The 20,381-nt window shown below is 67.7% G+C and carries 20 protein-coding genes; 16 read left to right on the forward strand and 4 right to left on the reverse strand.

Features of this window, described 5'->3' with window-relative positions:
* Positions 1–79 precede the first annotated feature (79 nt).
* From QN245_RS01070 to QN245_RS01085, 4 genes are all read left to right on the forward strand, one after another.
* On the forward strand, positions 80–1,096 hold the full coding sequence (locus QN245_RS01070; RefSeq protein ID WP_160964646.1) for a 3-oxoacyl-ACP synthase III: 1,017 nt from the start codon (positions 80–82) through the stop codon (positions 1,094–1,096).
* 116 nt (positions 1,097–1,212) lie between these two features.
* Entirely contained in the window at positions 1,213–2,295 is a 1,083-nt protein-coding gene (locus QN245_RS01075) for a Fic family protein (protein ID WP_317844322.1), read from the forward strand.
* 84 nt (positions 2,296–2,379) lie between these two features.
* A complete protein-coding gene (locus QN245_RS01080; protein ID WP_317844323.1) occupies positions 2,380–3,285 on the forward strand; it encodes an alpha/beta fold hydrolase in 906 nt (301 codons plus the stop codon).
* 256 nt (positions 3,286–3,541) lie between these two features.
* Complete coding sequence (locus QN245_RS01085; protein ID WP_317845279.1) at positions 3,542–4,021, forward strand: hypothetical protein; 480 nt, start codon at positions 3,542–3,544, stop codon at positions 4,019–4,021.
* Between the two features lie 321 nt (positions 4,022–4,342).
* Here the strand turns inward: QN245_RS01085 and QN245_RS01090 are convergent, their stop codons facing one another.
* Positions 4,343–4,717 carry a YkgJ family cysteine cluster protein gene (locus tag QN245_RS01090; RefSeq protein WP_043095431.1) on the reverse strand — a complete coding sequence of 125 codons (375 nt, stop codon included), beginning with the start codon at positions 4,715–4,717 and terminating at the stop codon, positions 4,343–4,345.
* A 147-nt stretch (positions 4,718–4,864) separates the two neighbouring features.
* On the opposite strand from QN245_RS01090, the gene oleC reads away from it, so the two are divergent.
* On the forward strand, positions 4,865–6,526 hold the full coding sequence (oleC, locus tag QN245_RS01095) for an olefin beta-lactone synthetase (protein ID WP_317844324.1): 1,662 nt from the start codon (positions 4,865–4,867) through the stop codon (positions 6,524–6,526).
* 9 nt (positions 6,527–6,535) lie between these two features.
* Positions 6,536–8,098, forward strand: coding sequence for a winged helix-turn-helix domain-containing protein (locus QN245_RS01100; protein ID WP_317844325.1), 1,563 nt, complete (start codon positions 6,536–6,538; stop codon positions 8,096–8,098).
* On the opposite strand, the gene QN245_RS01105 is transcribed toward QN245_RS01100, so the two are convergent.
* Positions 8,082–9,206, reverse strand: a complete 1,125-nt coding sequence (locus QN245_RS01105) for a serine hydrolase domain-containing protein (RefSeq protein WP_317844326.1) — start codon at positions 9,204–9,206, stop codon at positions 8,082–8,084. The two genes, QN245_RS01100 and QN245_RS01105, sit on opposite strands and share 17 nt — an antisense overlap.
* A gap of 195 nt (positions 9,207–9,401) precedes the next feature.
* Between QN245_RS01105 and oleD the strand changes: the two genes are divergently transcribed.
* The 8 genes from oleD (at position 9,402) to QN245_RS01145 (ending at position 17,219) form a co-directional block, all read left to right on the forward strand.
* Positions 9,402–10,412: a 2-alkyl-3-oxoalkanoate reductase gene (gene oleD / locus QN245_RS01110; RefSeq protein WP_317844327.1), complete on the forward strand. Its 1,011-nt coding sequence runs from the start codon at positions 9,402–9,404 to the stop codon at positions 10,410–10,412.
* Positions 10,413–10,474: 62 nt separating this feature from the next.
* Positions 10,475–10,633 carry a DUF1328 domain-containing protein gene (locus QN245_RS01115; protein ID WP_003468167.1) on the forward strand — a complete coding sequence of 53 codons (159 nt, stop codon included), beginning with the start codon at positions 10,475–10,477 and terminating at the stop codon, positions 10,631–10,633.
* Between the two features lie 187 nt (positions 10,634–10,820).
* On the forward strand, positions 10,821–12,776 hold the full coding sequence (locus tag QN245_RS01120; protein ID WP_184450157.1) for an alpha/beta hydrolase family protein: 1,956 nt from the start codon (positions 10,821–10,823) through the stop codon (positions 12,774–12,776).
* A 79-nt stretch (positions 12,777–12,855) separates the two neighbouring features.
* Entirely contained in the window at positions 12,856–13,488 is a 633-nt protein-coding gene (locus tag QN245_RS01125; protein ID WP_317844328.1) for a ubiquinone biosynthesis accessory factor UbiJ, read from the forward strand.
* Complete coding sequence (gene ubiB, locus QN245_RS01130; RefSeq protein WP_160964626.1) at positions 13,485–15,143, forward strand: ubiquinone biosynthesis regulatory protein kinase UbiB; 1,659 nt, start codon at positions 13,485–13,487, stop codon at positions 15,141–15,143. Before QN245_RS01125 ends, ubiB begins: the two co-directional genes overlap by 4 nt.
* 2 nt (positions 15,144–15,145) lie before the next feature.
* Positions 15,146–15,745: an O-methyltransferase gene (locus tag QN245_RS01135; RefSeq protein WP_317844329.1), complete on the forward strand. Its 600-nt coding sequence runs from the start codon at positions 15,146–15,148 to the stop codon at positions 15,743–15,745.
* 165 nt (positions 15,746–15,910) lie between these two features.
* Positions 15,911–16,717 (forward strand): pseudouridine synthase, encoded by an 807-nt coding sequence (locus QN245_RS01140; RefSeq protein ID WP_425612894.1) that lies wholly within the window; start codon positions 15,911–15,913, stop codon positions 16,715–16,717.
* 172 nt (positions 16,718–16,889) lie between these two features.
* Positions 16,890–17,219, forward strand: coding sequence for a hypothetical protein (locus QN245_RS01145; protein ID WP_184647850.1), 330 nt, complete (start codon positions 16,890–16,892; stop codon positions 17,217–17,219).
* Positions 17,220–17,407: 188 nt separating this feature from the next.
* Here QN245_RS01145 and QN245_RS01150 read toward each other — a convergent pair whose 3' ends face one another.
* On the reverse strand, positions 17,408–17,932 hold the full coding sequence (locus QN245_RS01150; RefSeq protein ID WP_160964624.1) for a DUF2059 domain-containing protein: 525 nt from the start codon (positions 17,930–17,932) through the stop codon (positions 17,408–17,410).
* A gap of 164 nt (positions 17,933–18,096) precedes the next feature.
* Here QN245_RS01150 and arfB point away from each other — a divergent pair, with 164 nt between their 5' ends.
* Both arfB and QN245_RS01160 read left to right on the forward strand, forming a co-directional pair.
* Complete coding sequence (gene arfB, locus QN245_RS01155; protein ID WP_160964622.1) at positions 18,097–18,528, forward strand: alternative ribosome rescue aminoacyl-tRNA hydrolase ArfB; 432 nt, start codon at positions 18,097–18,099, stop codon at positions 18,526–18,528.
* A gap of 51 nt (positions 18,529–18,579) precedes the next feature.
* On the forward strand, positions 18,580–19,134 hold the full coding sequence (locus tag QN245_RS01160; protein WP_160964809.1) for a lysophospholipid acyltransferase family protein: 555 nt from the start codon (positions 18,580–18,582) through the stop codon (positions 19,132–19,134).
* 82 nt (positions 19,135–19,216) lie between these two features.
* Here the strand turns inward: QN245_RS01160 and QN245_RS01165 are convergent, their stop codons facing one another.
* Positions 19,217–20,188: an IS110 family RNA-guided transposase gene (locus QN245_RS01165; RefSeq protein ID WP_317843970.1), complete on the reverse strand. Its 972-nt coding sequence runs from the start codon at positions 20,186–20,188 to the stop codon at positions 19,217–19,219.
* Between the last annotated feature and the right edge of the window lie 193 nt (positions 20,189–20,381).

Raw genomic sequence — 20,381 nt, forward strand, 5'->3', positions numbered from 1 at the left:
GGGGATTTGTTAAAGATGCGGTAAAACGGTGTAACCGCTAGAATTGGCGCCCCCTCGCCTGACCCTGGCGTACACCTCGATGCTTTTCACCAACGTCTCGATCGCGGGACTGGCGCATATCGACGCGCCGCATACGCTGACCTCCAAGCAGATCAATGCGCGCCTGCAGCCGACCTTGGACCGGCTGCGGATCCGCGCCGACGTGCTCGGCGACATCGCCGGCGTCCACGCGCGGCGCATGTGGGACCAGGACCTGCAGGCTTCGGACGTGGCCACGCTGGCGGCGCGCAAGGCGATGGGCGATGCGGGCATCGAGGCCGGGCAGGTCGGACTGCTGGTCAATACCTCGGTCAGCCGCGATTACCTGGAGCCGTCCACCGCCAGCATCGTCGCCGGCAATCTGGGCGTGAGCGAGCAGTGCATGACCTTCGACGTCGCCAACGCCTGCCTCGCCTTCATCAACGGCATGGACATCGCGGCGCGGATGATCGAGCGTGGCGAGATCGACTATGCGATGGTGGTCGATGGCGAGACCGCCAACCTGGTGTACGAGAAGACCCTGGAGCGGATGGCCTCGCAGGACCTGACCGCCGACGCCTTCCGCGACGAAATGGCGACCCTGACCCTGGGCTGCGGTGCCGTGGCGATGGTGATGACGCGTACCGAGCTGGCACCGGATGCGCCGCGCTACCGCGGCGGCGTGACCCGCTCGGCCACGCAGTGGAACGCCTTGTGCCGGGGCAACATGGACCGCATGGTCACCGACACCCGGATGCTGCTGATCGAAGGCCTCAAGCTGGGCCAGAAGACCTTCGCCGCCGCGCGGCAGGCGCTGGGCTGGGCGGTGGACGAACTGGACCAGTTCGTCATCCACCAGGTCAGCCTTCCGCACACCAAGGCCTTCATGAAGAGCTTCGGCATCGACCAGAAGAAGGTCATGACCATCTTCGGCGAATACGGCAACATCGGCCCGGCCAGCGTGCCGATCGTGCTGAGCAAGCTGCGCGAGCTGGGCCGCCTGAAGAAGGGCGACCGGATCGCGCTGATGGGCATCGGCTCGGGCCTGAACTGCTCGATGGCCGAGGTGGTCTGGTAAGCGGAACAGGCACTGCGGCGTTCGCGACGCAAATGTGCATAATTTCTGCCTGAAATTATGCATGTTGATGCGGAAATACATCTAAACTCCGCTTTTCTTTGCATGTGGCGGCCGCGATGCCCCTCTCCGCCTTACAGCATCTGGATCCGGCCCGCTTCGACACCACGGCGATCCTGAAGCGACTCACGATCGCCAGCCGCAGTCTGGCGGAGCTGAAAGGTGTCGCAGCCAGCATTCCGAATCAGAACATCCTGATCAACACGCTGACCCTGCAGGAAGCGCGCGACAGTTCGGCGATCGAAAACATCGTCACCACCCAGGACGACCTGTATCGCGAAGACAATCCGGCCGATGCCACCGGCACTGCGATCAAGGAAGTGTTGCGCTATCGGCAAGCGCTGTGCGCGGGATTCGATCAGGTGCGGGTATCGGGGTTGCTGACCCTCAATACGATCGTCGGCATCCAGGAACAGCTCGAATGCAACCGCGCGGGTTTCCGCAGACTTCCGGGAACGGCATTGCGCGACGGGCTGGGACGTGTGGTCTACGAACCGCCGCAAGGCGCCGACGATGTCGTCCGCCTGATGGGTGAACTGGAGCGCTTCATCCACGATGCGCCGCCGTTCGCGGCGGATCCGCTGGTGAAGATGGCGCTGATCCATCACCAGTTCGAAAGCATCCATCCGTTCTACGACGGCAATGGCCGCAGCGGGCGCATCCTCAACGTGCTGTACCTGGTCAAGGAGCGCCTGCTCGACATTCCCGTGCTGTGCCTCAGCCGGCACATCGTCCGCACCAAGCCCGAGTACTACCGCCTGCTGCAGGCGGTGCGCGAAGACGATGCCTGGGAAGACTGGGTGCTGTACATGCTCGATGCCGTCGCCATCATCGCTGCCGAGACGGTCGCTACCATCGTCGCGATCACGACGCTGTTGCAGGATACCAAGCAGCGTGTTCGCGAAAACTACCGGTTCTACAGTCAGGACCTGATCAACAATTTGTTCAACCATCCGTACACGCGCGTGGAGTTCGTGCAGCGCGACCTGAGCGTCTCGCGTCTGACCGCAACCAAGTATCTCGATGTCCTCGCGCAGGACGGGGTACTGCAGAAGCGACGGGTCGGCCGCAACAACTATTATGTAAATCTCCCCCTGTTCGAATTGCTCGGGCGCGGCGCCGATACAACGGGCTCCCGCTGAAGCGTCACGGCGCCTTCGTCATTGGCGTAGGCGCCGCGAGCGATGCAACATCCACTTCGTCTCCATCCCGAGAAGCGCCGACGCATGAACTACCCCGGCTACCCCTTCACCCCGCAGCGCTTCCAGGTCCGCCCGGGGCTGCATATGTCCTATCTCGATGAGGGCCCGCGCGACGGCGAGGTGGTGCTGATGCTGCACGGCAATCCGTCGTGGAGCTATCTGTGGCGCACCTTGGTGAGCGGGTTGTCGGACCGCTACCGTTGCATCGTGCCCGACCACATCGGCATGGGCCTGTCGGACAAGCCGGACGATGCGCCGGGCGCGCGGCCTGGCTACGACTACACCCTGCAATCGCGCGTGGACGACCTCGACGCGCTGCTGCGGCATCTGCGCATCGACGGGCCGGTGACGCTGGCGGTGCACGACTGGGGCGGCATGATCGGCTTCGGCTGGGCGCTGTCGCACCACGCGCAGGTACGGCGCCTGGTCATCACCAATACCGCGGCATTCCCGCTGCCGGCGGCCAAGCCGATGCCGTGGCAGATCGCAATGGGCCGGCACTGGCGCCTGGGCGAGTGGTTCATCCGCACCTTCAATGCGTTCTCCTCGGGCGCGTCGTGGCTGGGCGTGTCGCGGCGCATGCCCGCCGACGTGCGTCGCGCCTACGTGGCGCCGTACGACAGCTGGGCCAACCGCATTTCCACCATCCGCTTCATGCAGGACATTCCGCTGTCGCCGGCGGACAAGGCGTGGTCGTTGCTGGAGCGAGCCGAGCAGGCGCTGCCATCGTTCGCCGATCGTCCCGCCTTCATCGGCTGGGGCCTGCGCGACATCTGCTTCGACCATCATTTCCTGGAGCGCTTCCGCCGCGCGCTGCCGCAGGCCGAGGTGATGGCGTTCGAAGATGCCAACCACTACGTGCTGGAAGACAAGCACGAGGTGCTGGTGCCGGCAATCCGCCGCTTCCTGGACGCGCATCCGCTGTCCTGAGCGCACTCGCCGGCATGATGCCGGCGTGCAGTGGTGCGCCGCATCGATGCGCAGTCCACGAGGGAGGGGCATTGCGGCGAAGTGGCGCGAGACGGCTCCGCCGCTGCGCCGCGGATCGTCTACACAGGCGCACGCAAAGTGTTACCGATTGCCGTGCTGCAACATTTTGGCCTGTGTACAGTCGCGCCGATGTGCGCGACGCGGCGCGGCGAAGCGAACGCTGCACGCAATCCAACCGGAGACGAGAGTGAAAGCGATGACGATGGCGATGCTGCTGATGGCGATGAGCGTGCCTGGCGCGCACGCGGAAGACCTGACCACGTCCGCAGACGGCAAGACGCTGACGGTGGGATTCGGCCAGCCCACCTGGAAGCAGGTGCTGCACTACCGCAAGCTGTACGACAAGAAGCCGTTCCCCGATGCGGAGATCTACTACTACAGCAACGGCATGTACAAGATCATTTCGCAGGGCGAGAACCACTACGGCGTGTACGTGCTGCAGGGCAGCTTCGACGACCAGACCTATACGGTCCGTTTCATCTCGTTGCCGTCCGAGGACTGGGGCAACAAGACCGCCTTCCACCAGTTGACCTTCATCCGCGGCGAGGACAAGAACGTCTTCATCCAGAATGCGATCGTCGACACCGGCGAGGCCATCGCCCAACAGAACGGCACCTACACCCTGGAAAAGAACACCGTGACCAATCCGGTGCCGACCGCCTGGAAGCATCGCTGAGCCAATGCGGCGTGCGGGCGCACGTGCGCCACGCCGTTCGCCGGATGCCGGATGCCGGCAGGCTGGGCGTCTGTACGGGTTTCCGTAGGAGTCAGCTGTCATGCAGTCGCGAGGAGCGAAGGCGAAGGCCGACTGACACCCGCCGTCGTCGGGACTGAAGTCCCTCCCACAGTGCAGTCCTCCGACAAGGCGAGTGCCGCACCTGTGGGAGCGGCTGTCGTCCCGTTTTGTGGGATCAGCTGCGACTGGCGTTGCGGGTCACGCCCGGTCGCGGCTGAAGCCACCCCCACGGCATCCCTGCCGTGCTTGCGGCGCCGTCGCTCAGGCGTCCGGCAGATTGCGTTCGACCACGCCGTCCCAGTCGGCCGGGGTCAGCAGCGGCAGCCCGTGCGCCAGCCGCGACTTGTCGCATTGCGCGCTGCGTTCGCCGAACTCCAGCGAGGCCGGCACCGCCGCGCACACCGACGGCCGCCGCTCGTGGATGCTGCAGCGGCTGTAGCGGCCGATGTCCGCGTCCAGGGCGATGCAGCGCGGCTGCGCCTGCGAGGTGCCGCGCATCACCCGCTCGTGGGTACGCAGCGGCTCGGTCAGCTCGAACGGGACCCTGCCGCCCAGCGCGGGATCGGCTTCGCTCCAGTGGAAACTGACGCGGAAGTAGGCGCAGCAGGCGCCGCAGGTGAGGCAGGGATGGGACATGGTGGCCGGGCCTTGCGCGGCGAACAGCGGTGGGGGGGCGCGGCATTCTGACCGAACCGGGGCGCGCTGCAAGCACTGCGGCATTCAGCCGCGGCCGCCGCGGGTGGGCTGTCGGCTGCGGCCCGGCGCATCGGCGATAATCGGCGCATGACCACGACCTGCAACATCGCGGCCACGCTGCCGCGGCTGGCGCGCGAGCGCCCGGACCAGATCGCCATGCGCTGCCCCGGCCGGCTCGGCCCCGGTGGCATGGCCGCCTACGACGTGACCCTGAGCTATGCGCAGCTGGACGCGCGCAGCGATGCCATCGCCGCTGGCCTGGGCGCCTACGGCATCGGCCGCAGCACCCGCACGGTGGTGATGGTGCGGCCGTCGCCGGAGTTCTTCCTGCTGATGTTCGCGCTGTTCAAGGTCGGCGCGGTGCCGGTGCTGGTCGATCCGGGCATCGACCGGCGCGCGCTCAAGCAATGCCTGGACGAGGCGCAGCCGGAGGCCTTCATCGGCATTCCGCTGGCGCAGCTGGCGCGGCGCCTGCTCGGCTGGGCGCGCTCGGCGAAACGGATCGTCACCGTCGGCCGGCGCTGGGCCTGGGGCGGCACCACGCTGGCGCGGATCGAGCGCGCCGGCCAGGGCGCCGGCAGCCAGTTGGCCGACACGGCCGCGGACGACGTCGCCGCGATCCTGTTCACCAGCGGCTCCACCGGCGTGCCCAAGGGCGTGGTCTACCGGCACCGCCATTTCGTCGGCCAGATCGAGCTGATGCGCAATGCCTTCGACATGCAGCCTGGCGGCATCGACCTGCCGACCTTCCCGCCGTTCGCGCTGTTCGATCCGGCGCTGGGGCTGACCTCGGTGATCCCGGACATGGACCCGACGCGTCCGGCCAAGGTCGACCCGCGCAAGCTGCACGATGCGATGCAGCGTTTCGGCGTGACCCAGCTGTTCGGCTCGCCGGCACTGATGCGGGTGCTGGCCGACTACGGCAAGCCCTTGACCAACGTGCGCTGCGCCACCTCGGCCGGTGCGCCGGTGCCGCCGGACGTGGTGGCGCGGATCCGCAGTCTGCTGCCGGAGGATGGCAAGTTCTGGACGCCCTACGGCGCCACCGAGTGTCTGCCGGTGGCGGTGATCGAGGGCCGCGCGCTGCAGGACACGCGCGCGGCCACCGAGAGCGGCGCCGGCACCTGCGTCGGTACCGTGGTGCCGCCCAACGAGGTGCGCATCATCGCCATCGACGATGCCGCCATTCCCGAGTGGAGCGACGTGCGCGAAGTGCCGGCGGGCACGGTCGGCGAGATCACCGTGGCCGGCCCGACTGCCACCGACACCTATTTCAACCGCGACGCGGCCACGCGGCTGGCCAAGATCCGCGAGCGCCTGGACGATGGCAGCGAACGCATCGTGCACCGCATGGGCGACGTCGGCTATTTCGACGCGCAGGGCCGGCTGTGGTTCTGCGGGCGCAAGACCCAGCGCGTGGAGACCGCGCAGGGGCCGTTGTACACCGAACAGGTGGAGCCGATCTTCAATGCGTTGCCGGGCATCGGCCGCACCGCCCTGGTCGGCATCGGCGAGCCGGGGCGACAGCGCCCGGTGCTGTGCTACGAGTTGGGCGACAACGCCTGGATGGCGAGCCAACTGGAACTGGACGATCTGCTCCAGCAACTACGCGATACCGCCGCCGCGCACGCGCACACGGCCGGCATCGTCGACTTCCTGAGCCACCCGGGCTTTCCGGTGGACATCCGCCACAACGCCAAGATCGGCCGCGAGAAGTTGGCGCTGTGGGCGGCGGAACAGGTGCGCTGAGGCGCGACGATGGCCGAGCGCTACCGGCTGGGCGATCTGCGCATCGACGCGGCGCGGCAGCGGGTCGAGCGCGATGGTGACGTCCTGGAGGTGGGCGGGCTGAGTTTTCGCCTGCTGCATTACCTGCTGCAGCAGGGTCAGCGCGTGGTGGGGTTCGATGAACTTATCGCGCAGGTGTGGGCGCCGGCGCTGGTCAACGAGGAGACCGTCACCCAGCGCGTGCGCCTGCTGCGCCAGGCGTTGGGCGATGCCTCGCGGCAACCGCGCTATCTGCGCTCGGTGCGCGGCCAGGGGTATCAGCTGTGCCTCCCGGTACAGCCCGACGCCGATCCGGTTCCTGCCGACGCCGTACCCGCACCGCGGCCGATGTGGCGCAGGCGTGGCGTCTGGACGATCGCGGCCGGTGCGGTGGCGATCGCCTCGGCATTGGTCGTATCGCGCTGGCAGGCAGCCGTGCCAACGCCGGCCGCGTCGCCGTTGTTGCAGCGCGCCGAGTACTACGCCGGCATCGGCCAGCGCGACAACAACACGCGTGCGATCGCGCTGTACCAGCAGCGCCTGCAGCAGGCACCGGACGAGGCGGCAGCCCTGATTGGCCTGAGCCGCGCCTACAGTGCGCGCGTCTGCCAATACGACGGCGACCAGCAGGTCGCATTGCGCGCGCAGCGGTTGGCGACGCAGGTACTCGCGGCGCATCCGCGTCTGGCCGCCGCGCATGCCGCGCTCGGCTATGCGTACGATTGCCGCGGCGACAACGCCGCGGCGCTGGCCGCCTATGAGCGCGCGTTGCAACTGGACCCGCAGGCCGATGCCGTGCGTGGCTCGGCGGCCTATCTGTACGAACGCCAGGGCCGCCTGGCGCAAGCGCTTGCGGCCAACCTGCAAGTGCGCGATCCGGCGCGGGTGCGCTTCCTGCCGCTGCAGATCGCCAGCAACCTCGACCTGCTGGGCTACGTCAGCGCCGCCGAAGCGCGCTACCGCGACAGTTTCCAGCTCTATCCCGACAGCGCGTATTCCAATCTGGCGTGGCCGCGCTTCCTGTTCGTGCATGGGCGCACGGCCGATGCGCAGGCTACGCTGGATCAGGCGCTGGGGCGTGGCACCGACTCCGCCGGACTGTTCCTGCTGCAGGCGGAAGTGGCGCTGGCGCGTGGCGACCCCGCGCGGGCACGCCAGGCGAGCCTGCAGGCCATGCGTCTGCGCCCGCAAGGCAGTTTTGCCCAGGCCGTGGCCTGGACGCTGCAGGCGCAACCGCCGCTCCCGGCGCCGCAGCTGCGCGCGCGGGCGCAGACCTTGCTGGACGCCGTGGCGCGCGGCACCGACCCGCTGGATGCGCTGGATGCAGCGCTGCTGCTGCAGTTGGCCGGCGACCGGCCGGCGGCGCTGGACGCGCTGCGTCGGGCCCAGGCCGCGGGCTATCGCGACGGTGCCTACCTGCGGGTGTCGCCGCTGCTGGCACCGCTGCGCGCGGAGCCGGGTTTCGCGGCGTTGCTGGCGCGCAACGAGGCCGATGTCGCCGTGCAACGGGTACAGGCGCAGCGTGCCGGACTGGTGCCTACGGCAATGCCGTGAGCACGTAGTCGGCGAGCAGCGCCTGCGATTGCGGGTGCATCTGCGGGCGGTTGTAGGCACGCCGGGTGATCACCACCACCAGGCGTTCCTCCGGCAGCACGAACACATAGTTGCCGCCGTTGCCCGACATCGCCCAGACCCCGCGTTCGACGCCGTGGGCCTGGAAGCGGAAGCGCCACAACAGGTAGCCGTAGTCGGCATCGTCGCGGGCCTGCGCATGCGCTTGGGTCATCGCCCGGATCCATGCGGCCGGCAGCACTTGCGTGCCGTGCCAGCGGCCGTCGTCAAGCAGCAACTGGCCGAACTTGGCCAGGTCGCGGCTGCGGTAGCGGGTGCCGCCACCGCCCATGCCCACGCCCTCGGCGGCGTGCAGCCAGTGCGCACCGACGATACCCAGCGGCCGCTCCAGGACCTGCGCGGCGAAGTCCTCCAGACGCTCCCCGGTGGCCTTCTCGAGCAGCGCGCCGAGCAGGAAGCTGCCGGCGGTACAGTAAGAGAAGGCGCGTCCATATGGACTCTCCTCGGGGCGGCGCATCCACGGTGCATAGCCCTTGAGCGGCAGGTCCAGTGCGAACTGCGTCCAGTCGGCACTGACGTACATGCGTTCCTCGTGGCCGCTGGAGAAGGCGTTGTCGTCGTCGCACTCCCATTGCGAACTCATCGTCAGCAGGTCTTCGACGGTGATCGCGCGCTTGCGCGGCGCATCGTGCTGCCACTGGCGGTCGCCGAAGAAGTCGTAGACGTGGGTCTGCACGCCAGGCAGACGGCCGCGCGCGATCGCCGCGCCGACCAGCAGCGCGGTCACGCTCTTGGTCGCCGAGCGGGTGTCGTGCAAGGTCTGCCGGTCGGCCCCACCGAAGTAGTGCTCGTAGACCAAGGCGCCGTCGCGCACGATCAGCACGCTGGTGGTGTCCGGCGCCGCGCCATCGGCGATGGCGCGTTCCATGGCGGCAAGCCGGTCCAGCTTCCAGCCGCTGGCGGCGGCGTCGGCGACCGGCCAGCCGTCGTCCTGCGCCGGCGGTGTGGTCGCGGCCGCTGGTGCGGCGGCGCAAGCAAACGGAACGATGAGGGAGAAGATGGCGCACAGCAGCAGTTGCAGGCGTGACATGGCAGAACTCCGGTGGAAAGGCCGGTGCACTTACGCCCATGGCATCGCTGAAGTGCCTGATGCCAGACTTAAGAATTCTGAAGGTCAGTCGGATCAAGGGCTTGCACGGCTTGTGTCGCCGGCGTCGTCATCGCGGATCGCCTTCACCGGCGGCCCCGGCTATCGTGTGCGCCCTGGTTCGATCGGTGCGACGCGATGAAGATTGTGGTGACGGGCGGTGGTGGATTCCTGGGCCAGGCGCTGTGCCGCGGGCTGGTCGCGCGGGGGCACGAGGTGGTCAGTTACAACCGCGGCCACTATCCGGAATTGCAGGCGTTGGGTGTGGCACAGGTGCGGGGCGACCTGGTCGACGCGCAGGCGCTGCAACATGCGCTGGCCGGCGCCGATGCGGTGTTCCACAACGCCGCCAAGGCCGGCGCCTGGGGCAGCTACGACAGTTACTACCAGCCCAACGTGGTCGGCACCGAGAACGTGCTGGCTGCCTGCCGCATGCAGGGCGTGTCGCGCCTGGTCTACACCTCCACGCCGAGCGTGACCCACCGCGCCACCCATCCGGTCGAGGGCCTGGGCGCGGACCAGGTGCCCTACGGCGAGAATTTCCAGGCGCCGTACGCGGCGACCAAGGCGATCGCCGAACGCATGGTGCTGGCCGCCAACGACGCGCGCTTGGCCGTGGTGGCGCTGCGCCCGCGGCTGATCTGGGGGCCGGGCGACAATCAGATCCTGCCCAAGCTGGTGGCGCGGGCGCAGGCCGGGCGTGTGCGCCTGGTCGGTGGCGGCGACAACAAGGTCGATTCCACCTACATCGACAATGCCGCGCAGGCGCATTTCGACGCCTTCGAGCACCTGGCGGTAGGCGCGCCCTGTGCCGGCAAGGCCTACTTCATTTCCAACGGCGAGCCGTTGCCGATGCGCGAGCTGCTCAACAAGCTGCTCGCCGCGGTCGGCGCGCCGGTCGTGACCAAGACGCTCTCGTTCAAGGCCGCCTACCGCATCGGCGCCACCTGCGAAACCCTGTGGCCGTTGCTGCGCCTGCGCGGCGAGCCGCCGCTGACGCGGTTCCTGGCCGAGCAGTTGTGCACGCCGCACTGGTACAGCATGGAACCGGCCCGACGCGACTTCGGCTACGTGCCGCAGGTGTCGATCGAGCAGGGCCTGCAGCGGCTGGCGTCCTCATGGCGCAACGACACGTCCGTCACCCGCTGACGACCGCTGGTTTCCGAAGATGATGCCGCGCCGATTCGGCACGACAACTTCTGGATATTGCCATGCTGCATTACGCCATCATCTTCTTCGTGATCGCCATCATCGCCGCCGTGCTCGGTTTCAGCGGCATCGCCGGCGCGGCGACCAACATCGCCTGGATCCTGTTCGTGGTGTTCCTGATCCTGGCGGTGATCTCGATGTTCCGCCGCGGCAAGGTCTAGTCCTTTCGCGACAATCGAACGTCGATGCTTGCCCGCGGCGCTTTGCGTCGCGGGCAAGTCGTTTCTGGGGCAGGGCGCCGCGATGGCGCTGGCTGACCGCACGCCGGGCCGCTTAGTGGCGCTGCGGGCTAGACGTTTTGCCTGACGCTTGTCACCATCCTCCGCTCAGGGGATAGGGGCGGATCGAATGCGAGCGTGGATCGTATGGGCAGGCCTTGCGCTTGCGGGGAGCGCGTGCGCGCAGGTGCCGCCGGTGGACCTGGCGCCATACCTGCAGCGCGATCAGTTCGAACGGGTCAAGATCTCGCCGACCGGTGCCTACTACGCCGTCACCGCGCCGCTCGAGGACCGCACCGTGCTGGCGGTCATACGACGCAGCGACAAGCAGGTCTCGGCCAAGATCATGGGCCAGGCCGACTCGGTGGTGCACGATTTCTGGTGGGCCAGCAACGAGCGCATCGTGGTATCGATGGCCGAGCGCCTGGGCGCGCTCGACCGGCCGGTGGCGATCGGTCAGCTGCATGCGGTCGACGCCGACGGCAAGAATCCGCGCTTGCTGGCCAGCCCCTACGGGCTCAACGACAGCGTCAATGGCGTCACCTACAAGGCCGGCCTGGATCCGTCGGTGTTCATGCTCGACACCTTGCCGGACGATCCGCGCTCGGTCCTGGTGTCGGTGGTGGAGCAGACCAAGGATCCCACCGTGCATGTGGACAAGCTAGACATCTACAACCACCGGCGCATGCCGGTGGCGCGCGCACCGGTGGCACGCGCGGACTTCGTCACCGACCACGGCGGCCACGTGCGCTTCGCGCAGGGTGCCGAGACCGGCAGCAACGCCAGTAAACTGTTCTACCGCAGCGACGACGCCAGCCCATGGCGGCTGATCAACGACGAGGCCAGCAGCGGACATCGCAGTTTCCCGCTGGGCTTTTCCGCGGACGACAAGATCGCCTACCTGCAGGTAGAGCAAGCCGAAGGACCCGATACGGTTGTGTCCTGGGATCCGCAAAGCGACCGCTCCACACCGCTGTTGCGCGACGCACGAGTCGATCCCTACCAGGTGCTGCGCGACCTGGACGGCCGTACCCCGATCGGCGTGTCGTTTATGAGCGACCGCGTGCACAACCGCTTCTTCGACGACAACGCACCGATGGCACGGCTGTACCGCGCGCTGGAGCAGGCCTTCAACGGCGATGCGGTGTTCATCACCTCGGCCACCGCCGATCGGCGCCTGCTGATGCTCTATGTGTGGAGCGATCGCAACAACGGCGATTACTTCCTGTTCGACACCGCGGACAAGTCGGCAAAGCGGGTGTTCAGCCGTCGCGAATGGTTCGTGCCGGATAGGGTGCCGCACACCCGCGAGGTCGCCTTCAAGGCCAGGGATGGCATGGACCTGTACGGCTATCTGACACTGCCGTTGCAGGCGCCGGCCGGCAAACCACTGCCGATGGTGCTGTTGCCGCATGGCGGACCGTTCGGTCTCTTCGATGGCTGGGAATTCGACGACGATGCGCAGGTGCTGGCCGCGGCTGGGTACGCGGTCTTGCGGGTGAACTACCGCGGCTCCGGCAACTATGGTCGCGCCTATACCCAGGCAGGCGCCCGGGAATGGGGCGGGCGCATGCAGGACGATCTCACCGATGCCACCCGCTGGGCGATCGATCAGGGCGTCGCCGACAGCGCGCGCATCTGCATCTACGGCGCCAGCTACGGGGCCTATGCTGCGCTGATGGGGGCGGCGAAGGAGCCGGCGCTGTACCGCTGCGCGGCCGGCTACGTCGGCGTGTACGACCTGGAGACCATGTACCGTGACAAGGCCAGATATGCGCGTTGGACCAAGGCCTGGGCGGGCGATTGGCTGGGCGAACGCGACAGTTTGGCGACGCGTTCGCCGGTCAACCTGGCCGAACGTATCCGCGTGCCGGTGTTTCTGGCCGCTGGCGGCAAGGACGAACGTGCCCCGATCGAACATACCGAGCGGATGGAGAAGGCATTGAAGAAGGCCGGGGTGCCAGTAGAGGCGCTGTATGTCCCCACCGAGGGTCATGGCTTCTACACCGAGGCGCACCGGCGCGCCTACTACACGCAGTTGCTGGCGTTCCTGAGCAAGCACCTGGGCGGCGCGCAGGCGCAATAGCGGCAAGCGGCGGCCTGGGTGGGGCATCTGTCTCGCCCTGCGCACGGCCTTGCGACGTGTCTGCCGCTAGAATGCGGGCATGTCTGGATCCCCCCTCGATGCTCTCAAGCCCCTGGCCGGCCGCGCGCTGGAAGCGGCGCTCAATCGCGCGCTGGCGCTGGACCCGGAAACCGGCGAGGCCCTGCGCGACCTCGATGGTCAGCGCGTGGCGCTGACCCTGGAGGCGCCCGCACTGGCCCTGCAGATCCGCGTCGATGGCTCGCAGTTGCGGGTCGGCCCGGTGGATCCGGCGCAGGAGCCGGAACTGGCGGTGCGCAGCACGCTCGGCGGGCTGCTCGCGCAGTTGCCGTTCCTGGCGCAGGCGCGGCGTACCGGCGGACGCGTGCGGGTCTCTGGCGATGCCGAACTGGCGCGACGCCTGCAGCACCTGGCGACGCGCTTCGATCCGGACTGGCAGCGGCCGTTCGTGCAGGTGTTCGGCGAGGTGCTCGGCGTGCAGGTGGCCAATACCGCGCGTTCGGCCCTGCAGCAGGCCCGGCGCAGTGCGCAGGACCTTGCGCAGAGTGCGGCCGAGTACGTCACCGAAGAGTCGCGTGACGTGGTCGCGCGCGCCGAACTGGAGGCCTTTTACGACGACGTCGACGTGCTGCGCGACGATGTCGAGCGCATCGCCGCGCGGGTGGCGCGGCTGCAGCCGGAGCGTGGCGCATGAAGGCGATGTTCCGCGCCAGCCGCATCGGCCGGGTGATCCTGCGCTACCGCCTGGACGACCTGCTCGACGGCACCCCGGCCGAACGCTGGTTGCGTTTGGCCAAACCCTTCGTGCCGCGCGCCAGCCCCGACATCGCCGCGCAATCGCGCGGGGCGCGCCTGCGCCTGGCGCTGCAGGACCTGGGGCCGATCTTCGTCAAGTTCGGGCAGATCCTGTCCACCCGCCGCGACCTGATGCCGCCGGACGTGGCCGAGGAACTGACCCTGCTGCAGGACCGGGTGCGCCCGTTCGACGGCGAGGCCGCGCGGCGCATCGTCGAGCAGGCGCTGGGACAGCCGATCGGCGTGGCCTTCGCCAGTTTCGACACCACGCCGCTGGCCTCGGCCTCGATCGCGCAGGTGCATGCGGCGACGCTGCACGACGGCCGCGAAGTGGTGGTGAAGGTACTGCGCCCGGACATCGAGCGGCAGATCGACGCCGACATCGCCTTGCTGAAATCGGCCGCCGCGCTGGTCGAACGCACCCATCCGCGCGCCGACAAGATCCGCCCGCGCGAGGTGGTGGCCGAGATCGAGACCACCCTGGCCGCGGAGTTGGACCTGCAGCGCGAGGGCGCCAACGCCAGCGTGCTGCGCCGTTTCTGGCTGCACTCGGACGACCTGTACGTGCCCGAGGTGATCTGGACCCACACGGCCGAGCGCGCGCTGACCCTGGAACGGGTGCGCGGCATTCCGTCCGACGACATCGCCTCGCTGGACGCCGCCGGCATCGACCGCCGCGCGCTGGCGGCCAAGGGTGTGCGGGTGTTCTACACCCAGGTGTTCCGCGACAACTTCTTCCATGCCGATGCGCACGCCGGCAACATCTGGGTCGACAGCGATCCGGCGCGCCGCGACAACCCGCGCTTCATCGCGCTGGACTTCGGCATCATGGGCCAGCTCTCGCAGGAAGATCAGTACTACCTGGCCGAGAACTTCATGGCCATCTTCAACAAGGACTACCGGCGCATGGCCGAGCTGCACGTGGAGGCCGGCTGGATGCCGGCCAACGTGCGCATCGACGAGCTGGAGGCGGCGGCGCGCTCTGTGTGCGAACCGTACTTCACCCGGCCGCTGTCGCAGATCTCGCTGGCCGAGGTGCTGATCAAGCTGTTCCGCGTGGCCCAGCGCTACCAGTTGACCCTGCAGCCGCAGCTGATCCTGCTGCAGAAGACCCTGCTCAACATCGAAGGCGTCGGCCGCCAGCTCGACCCGGAACTGGACATCTGGGCGGTGGCGCGGCCGGTACTCGAGCGCATCCTGATCGAGCGCTACAGCCCGCAGCGGGCGTTGCACGAACTGCGCAAACGCCTGCCGGAGATCATGACCCACGCCCCGGACATGCCAAGGCTGATCCACGGCTGGCTGCGCCAGCAGGTCGAGGGCCGGCACGAACTGTCGATGCGCTCGCGCGACCTGTTCGAACTCAACCTGCTGGTGCGGCGCATGCAGCGGCGGGTGGTCGCGGCGATCGCCGGCGTCGGCCTGCTCACCGTGGCCACGCTGCTGTACGCGCTCGACGCCGGCGGGCCGCAGTTGGCCGGGGTGTCGCTGTGGGCGTGGATCAGCGGTGGTGCCGGCACGGCGGCCTTGCTGTCGGCGTGGTGGCGGCGCTGAGCATGAGCGCGCTGGACCGCACGCGACTGCGGGCGGTGCGCGCTGAACTCGGCGCGGAGGGGCCGCGCCACGACGCCGGCCAATCTCAGCGCGCGCAGCGTCTGCTCAACATCGCCCCGGAAACCGGCGAACTGCTGGCGGTGCTGGTCCGCGCCAGCGGTGCGCGGCGCGTCCTGGAGATCGGCACCTCCAACGGCTATTCCACGCTGTGGCTGGCCGAGGCCGCGGCGGCCCTGGGCGGCAGCGTGGTCACCGTGGAGCACGCCGCGCACAAGATCGCGCTGGCGCAGCGCAGCTTCGCGCGTGCCGGCGTGGAAGGTTGCGTCGACCTGGTCCACGCCGATGCCGGCGCCTGGCTGGCGGACACGGGGTCGGCTGCGTTCGACCTGCTGTTCCTCGACGCCGAGCGCACGCTGTATTGCGACTGGTGGCCGCAGTTGCGTCGCGTGTTGCGGCCGGGCGGGCTGTTGGTCGTGGACAACGCGCTGTCGCATGCGGCGGAGATGGCACCCTTCGCCGCGCTGCTGCACGCCGATGCCGCGTTCACCTGCACCACGCTGCCGGTCGGCAACGGCGAACTGCTGGCAGTCAAGGACGCGTAGGCGTCCCGCGACGGCGTTGCGGACGTGCGGCGTGCATCGCCGGGTCACGCAACTGGACGCACGAACTGCAGCCAGGTTGTCATCCGAGCAATGAGCGTCGTGTCGTGAGCGGCATCGTGGGGGCATGGCGTCGGACGCTGCCGCTCATCGCCACCTGCCACCTGCATGCGCGCCGCATTCCCTGCCATGCGCATTGTCGCGCCGCGGCACGGCGCGGATAATCCGGTGGTGAATACCGACGCCGCGCCTCTACAGATCCTCTACCAAGACCCATTGCTCGCCGTGGTCGACAAGCCCGCCGGGCTGATGGTCCACGACAGCAAGCTCGCCCGCGGCGAGGACGATTTCCTCGCCGACCGCCTGCGTGCGCAGCTGGGCCGGCCGATCTTTCTGGTGCACCGACTCGACCGCGCCACCAGCGGCTGCCTGCTGCTGGCCTTCGATCGCGACACCGCCAGCGCACTGGGCAAGGCGCTGATGGGCGGCGAAGTGGACAAGGATTATCTGGCGATCTGCCGCGGCTGGCCGGCCGAAGACCGCTTCGACGTCGACCACGACCTCGACGGCGGCCCCGGCAAGCCGCTGAAGAAACCGGCGCAGACCCGCTTCGAGCGCCTGGCCTGCGGCGAGTTGCAGGTACCCTCGGGCGAGTTCGCCACCTCGCGTTATGCGCTACTGCGCTGCAGCCCGGTGACCGGACGTTTCCGGCAGATCCGCCGCCACCTCAAGCATCTCTCGCATCACCTGATCGGCGACACCAGCCATGGCGATGGTCGCCACAACCGCATCTTCCGCATGCAGGGCGTGCACCGCATGCTGCTGCATGCCGAGCGCCTGGCGTTTCCGCATCCCGATGGGCATCGGATTGTGGTCACTGCGCCGCTGGATACGGAGTTCGTGCGCGCGTTCGGGTTGTTCGGTTGGGATCCTGCGCCGTGGCAGGTGGCTGTGGGATGTGGTGTGGCGGGGTAGCACCGCTCCCTCCATGAGGCTGTTGCTGTGGCAAGGTGCCGTCACTGGGGTGATCTGTTCGAGGCTGATCTTTTATATGCACAGTGCCAAAGCGTCCGCAGCGGGATGGCGGCGAAGCTCGGTTTCGTTTATCTTGATAAACTTAATTCCGTAGTTTTCTCAGGGGGATAATATGTGGAATAAGGTTCGTTTGGTTCTTGCTGTCTCGATTATTTCCATGCTGCCGTTTTCTGCATCGGCAGGAGATGCGTCGGGAAAAGTGTCAACGATCATGGCGCACTCTCAGGATGTCGTATTTTTCTCCCTCGATGGGCCCTACACGAACGTGCCCGCATGCTCCAGCACGGCATTGGCGTTGTCATTGGCGACCCAGTCCGGAAGAGCTCAGTACGCACTGCTGCTAAGCGCTTCCGCACAAGGCAAGGTGGTCTACGTGCATGGAACCGGCGATTGTGCTGTATGGGGCGATCGTGAAACGGCCGCATATATCTGGATGAACTGACATGCTGCGTTATCCGGCCGGATATTGCGGGCCGCGAACTATTGATCGTGCTGGTAGCAATGATGGAAAGCTACCGTGTATGCCTGAGCAATGAGCTGTAGGAGCGGCTTTAGCCGCGACCAGGCGTCCCCGATGCATCCCGGTCGCGGCTGAAGCCGCTCCTACGACAGCGTAAAATCGATGCCGCCTTACTTCGCCGGCGGCGCGTTGACCGTCTGCTCCAGGTCCTTCTGCAGGTCGGCGAACAGCGGGGTCATCTTCTGCTGGATCGCGCCCATCAGGTTTTGCATCAGCTGCGGGGTCTTGTCGAGCAGGCTCTGGCCGGCCGGGCTCTCGTAGAACTCGGCCATCGCCAGCACGTCCTGCTTGGAGAAGGTCTGCTTGTACAGGTCGACGTAGAGCGGGCGCATTTCCTGCCAGGACAGCGCCTTGCGCACGGTGGCCTGGGTGCGCTCCTGGATCTGCTGCAGCTTTTGCTGCTGGGTGGCGTCGAGCGGGTGCTGTGCGGTGAGCTGGGCGAACTGCTGGCGCTGCATCGCCTCGATCTGCGGCAGCATGGTGTCGAGCATGTTCTGCGCACGCGAGGCCGACAGCAGGCGGTTGACGTCGGCCTCGCTGGGCGGTTCGGCCAGCGCGGGGAGGGCGACCAGGGCCAGCAACAGGGCCAGCAGCAGGCGCTGCGGCCAACGGAAGAAGCGTGGAGTCGGGGACATGGAGCATCCTGCAGAACGATGACCGGCGGCCAGAATACGGCAATCGCCGCGATGCCGCCGCCGCACCGCGGGCGGCGCTGCGGGGTGGCATTCGCGCCCTGGCCCGTTCAGGCAGCGCCGGGGCGTAAACCGGGCGGTCCGGCGGATGCCCTACAATCCGCGCCATGGGTAACGGGGCCATCCACATCTCGAGCAGCCTGGCGATTCCGGAAGACGAAATCGTCGAGCGCTTCGTGCGCGCCAGCGGCGCCGGCGGGCAGAACGTCAACAAGGTCGCCACCGCGGTCGAGTTGCGCTTCGACCTGGCCGGCTCGCCGTCGTTGCCGGAGCCGCTGCGCGCGCGTCTGCTGGCGCGGCGCGATCGCCGCATCACCGCCGACGGTGTGCTGGTGATCGATGCGCAGCGCTTCCGTACCCAGGACCGCAACCGCGACGATGCGCGCCAGCGCCTGGCCGAGTTCATCGCCGCCGGGCTGTCGGTGCCGAAGCGGCGCATCGCCACCAAACCCTCGCACGGCGCCAAGTTGCGACGCCTGGACGCCAAGCGCGAGCGCAGCCAGATCAAACGCGGCCGCTCACCCGGCCGCTGGGAGTGACTTTTGACCGAACGCGATTACCGCCTGCCCGCAGCGCCCCCGAACATCCCGATGGTCAAGCCCAGCCGCTTCATGCGCTGGCTCGGCCGCACCGCCTTGCGGCTGACCGGCTGGCGGGTGGTGGGCGAGTTCCCGAACGAGCCGAAGCTGGTGATGATCGTGGCCCCGCATTCGTCCAACTGGGACGGCTTCGTGGGCTTCGCGGTCAAGTTCGCGGTCGGCTTCGAGGTGCGCGTGCTCGGCAAGACCCAGTTGTTCTGGTGGCCGCTGGGGCCGCTGCTGCGCAAGCTTGGCGGCATCCCGCTGGACCGCAACTCGCCGCGCGGGGTGGTGGAACAGGCCGTGGCGCTGATCCGCGGCGCCGAGCGCATGTGGTACGTGATCACCCCCGAGGGCACGCGCAAGCGCGTGGAGAAGTGGAAGACCGGGTTCTGGAAGATCGCCCACGGCGCGCAGGTGCCGATTTTTCCGGTGTATTTCGACTACCCCAGCCGCACCATCGGCCTCGGCGAAGTGGTATGGACCAGCGAGGACATGCAGGCCGACATCGCCGCGATCCGCACCTGGTACCGGCCGTGGCGCGGCAAGCATCGCGATACGTTGTGAGGATGGGCGGCGCTTGAGGGCTGCGCCGACCCGCCGTTGCACCCAACGGCGCCACCCGCTGTCGTAGATACCGTCTTACCCCCTAGCAGGCAAGGCCCCTTTTCGGGTCGAACGCGGTGCCCGATTTGAGGACGCCATAGGCGAGGTGCAGGAGCTTGCGCATAGCGGCGCACACGATCTGCTTGCCGGCTTTGCCGCGTTCGCTTAGCCGCTGTTTCAGCGCCCGGATGACCGGGTTGTGGGTCATGGCCACCAGGGCCGGCATGAACAGGCCCGCGCGCAGGCGCGGCGAGCCGGTGCGCGAGATGCAGACATGGCCTTTGCGGTCGCCCGACTCCTGCAGGCACGGATTCAGGCCGGCGAAGGCGGTCACCGCCGAGGCATCGGCAAAGCGCCTCACATCGCCAAGCTCGGCCAGCATCAAGGCCGCGCTGGTGTCGGCGATGCCCTGGATGCTCACCAGTAACTCGCGCTGCCCCCGCAAGGTCGGATCCTGGTCGATATGGTCATCGATGGCCTGCTCGATCTGGGCGATGTGATGTTGCAGATCGGCCAGATGGACCTGGATCGAGTCCTTCACCTGGGCCGGAGCGACGTCCAGCCGGTTGCGCTCCATCTGCAGCATCTGTTGCAAGTCCTGGCGCCGGCGCACCAGTGCCTTGAGCTGCTTGAGCGCCGGCGGATCAGGGTGCCAACGGCGTAACTGCTCGCGGTGACGCAGGGCATAGCTGGCGATCAGCTTGGCATCGCTGCGATCGGTCTTGACCCGGCTGAGCTGGCTGCGTGCATACGCGGCCGTCTGCGCCGGGTTGAGCACGCACACCCGATAGCCTCGTGCGTGGAGGAACTCGGCCAGTGCCTGGTGGTAGGTGCCAGTGGCCTCCATGGCGATCCAGCTCTCGGGCTGCGCATGCGTCTGCAGCCATGCCTGCAGGGCCTGGAAGCCCTTGGCATCGTTGGACAACTTGGCCTTGGTACGGTGCTTGCCATTGGTCAGCTCGATGGCCACATCGAAACTGCGCTTGGCGACGTCGATGCCGATGACGGGAGACATACGCGATTCCTCCATCGTGTCAGGGTCATGATCGGCGCTGTGCCCGGTCCTGCCTTGTCGATGCGAGTTCACGCCGGGGGCGGACTCTGGATACCGTTCGGACACCCAAGGGCCAGCATGTGGAGAGGGGAGCCGATCTACGATGCAAGCTCTAAGCTTCAGGAGCGACTGGACTTCCCACACCTCCTCCGAT

It is taken from the genome of Xanthomonas rydalmerensis (genome assembly GCF_033170385.1).
Taxonomy (GTDB): domain Bacteria; phylum Pseudomonadota; class Gammaproteobacteria; order Xanthomonadales; family Xanthomonadaceae; genus Xanthomonas_A; species Xanthomonas_A rydalmerensis.

Bases quoted from the DNA above. Each gene is read 5' to 3' on its own strand.
- QN245_RS01070 (WP_160964646.1), top strand. From the start codon at position 80: ATGCTTTTCACCAACGTCTCGATCGCGGGACTGGCGCATATCGACGCG.
- QN245_RS01075 (WP_317844322.1), top strand. From the start codon at position 1,213: ATGCCCCTCTCCGCCTTACAGCATCTGGATCCGGCCCGCTTCGACACC.
- QN245_RS01080 (WP_317844323.1), top strand. From the start codon at position 2,380: ATGAACTACCCCGGCTACCCCTTCACCCCGCAGCGCTTCCAGGTCCGC.
- QN245_RS01085 (WP_317845279.1), top strand. From the start codon at position 3,542: ATGACGATGGCGATGCTGCTGATGGCGATGAGCGTGCCTGGCGCGCAC.
- QN245_RS01090 (WP_043095431.1), bottom strand. From the start codon at position 4,717: ATGTCCCATCCCTGCCTCACCTGCGGCGCCTGCTGCGCCTACTTCCGC.
- oleC (WP_317844324.1), top strand. From the start codon at position 4,865: ATGACCACGACCTGCAACATCGCGGCCACGCTGCCGCGGCTGGCGCGC.
- QN245_RS01100 (WP_317844325.1), top strand. From the start codon at position 6,536: ATGGCCGAGCGCTACCGGCTGGGCGATCTGCGCATCGACGCGGCGCGG.
- QN245_RS01105 (WP_317844326.1), bottom strand. From the start codon at position 9,206: ATGTCACGCCTGCAACTGCTGCTGTGCGCCATCTTCTCCCTCATCGTT.
- oleD (WP_317844327.1), top strand. From the start codon at position 9,402: ATGAAGATTGTGGTGACGGGCGGTGGTGGATTCCTGGGCCAGGCGCTG.
- QN245_RS01115 (WP_003468167.1), top strand. From the start codon at position 10,475: ATGCTGCATTACGCCATCATCTTCTTCGTGATCGCCATCATCGCCGCC.
- QN245_RS01120 (WP_184450157.1), top strand. From the start codon at position 10,821: ATGCGAGCGTGGATCGTATGGGCAGGCCTTGCGCTTGCGGGGAGCGCG.
- QN245_RS01125 (WP_317844328.1), top strand. From the start codon at position 12,856: ATGTCTGGATCCCCCCTCGATGCTCTCAAGCCCCTGGCCGGCCGCGCG.
- ubiB (WP_160964626.1), top strand. From the start codon at position 13,485: ATGAAGGCGATGTTCCGCGCCAGCCGCATCGGCCGGGTGATCCTGCGC.
- QN245_RS01135 (WP_317844329.1), top strand. From the start codon at position 15,146: ATGAGCGCGCTGGACCGCACGCGACTGCGGGCGGTGCGCGCTGAACTC.
- QN245_RS01140 (WP_425612894.1), top strand. From the start codon at position 15,911: ATGCGCGCCGCATTCCCTGCCATGCGCATTGTCGCGCCGCGGCACGGC.
- QN245_RS01145 (WP_184647850.1), top strand. From the start codon at position 16,890: ATGTGGAATAAGGTTCGTTTGGTTCTTGCTGTCTCGATTATTTCCATG.
- QN245_RS01150 (WP_160964624.1), bottom strand. From the start codon at position 17,932: ATGTCCCCGACTCCACGCTTCTTCCGTTGGCCGCAGCGCCTGCTGCTG.
- arfB (WP_160964622.1), top strand. From the start codon at position 18,097: ATGGGTAACGGGGCCATCCACATCTCGAGCAGCCTGGCGATTCCGGAA.
- QN245_RS01160 (WP_160964809.1), top strand. From the start codon at position 18,580: ATGGTCAAGCCCAGCCGCTTCATGCGCTGGCTCGGCCGCACCGCCTTG.
- QN245_RS01165 (WP_317843970.1), bottom strand. From the start codon at position 20,188: ATGTCTCCCGTCATCGGCATCGACGTCGCCAAGCGCAGTTTCGATGTG.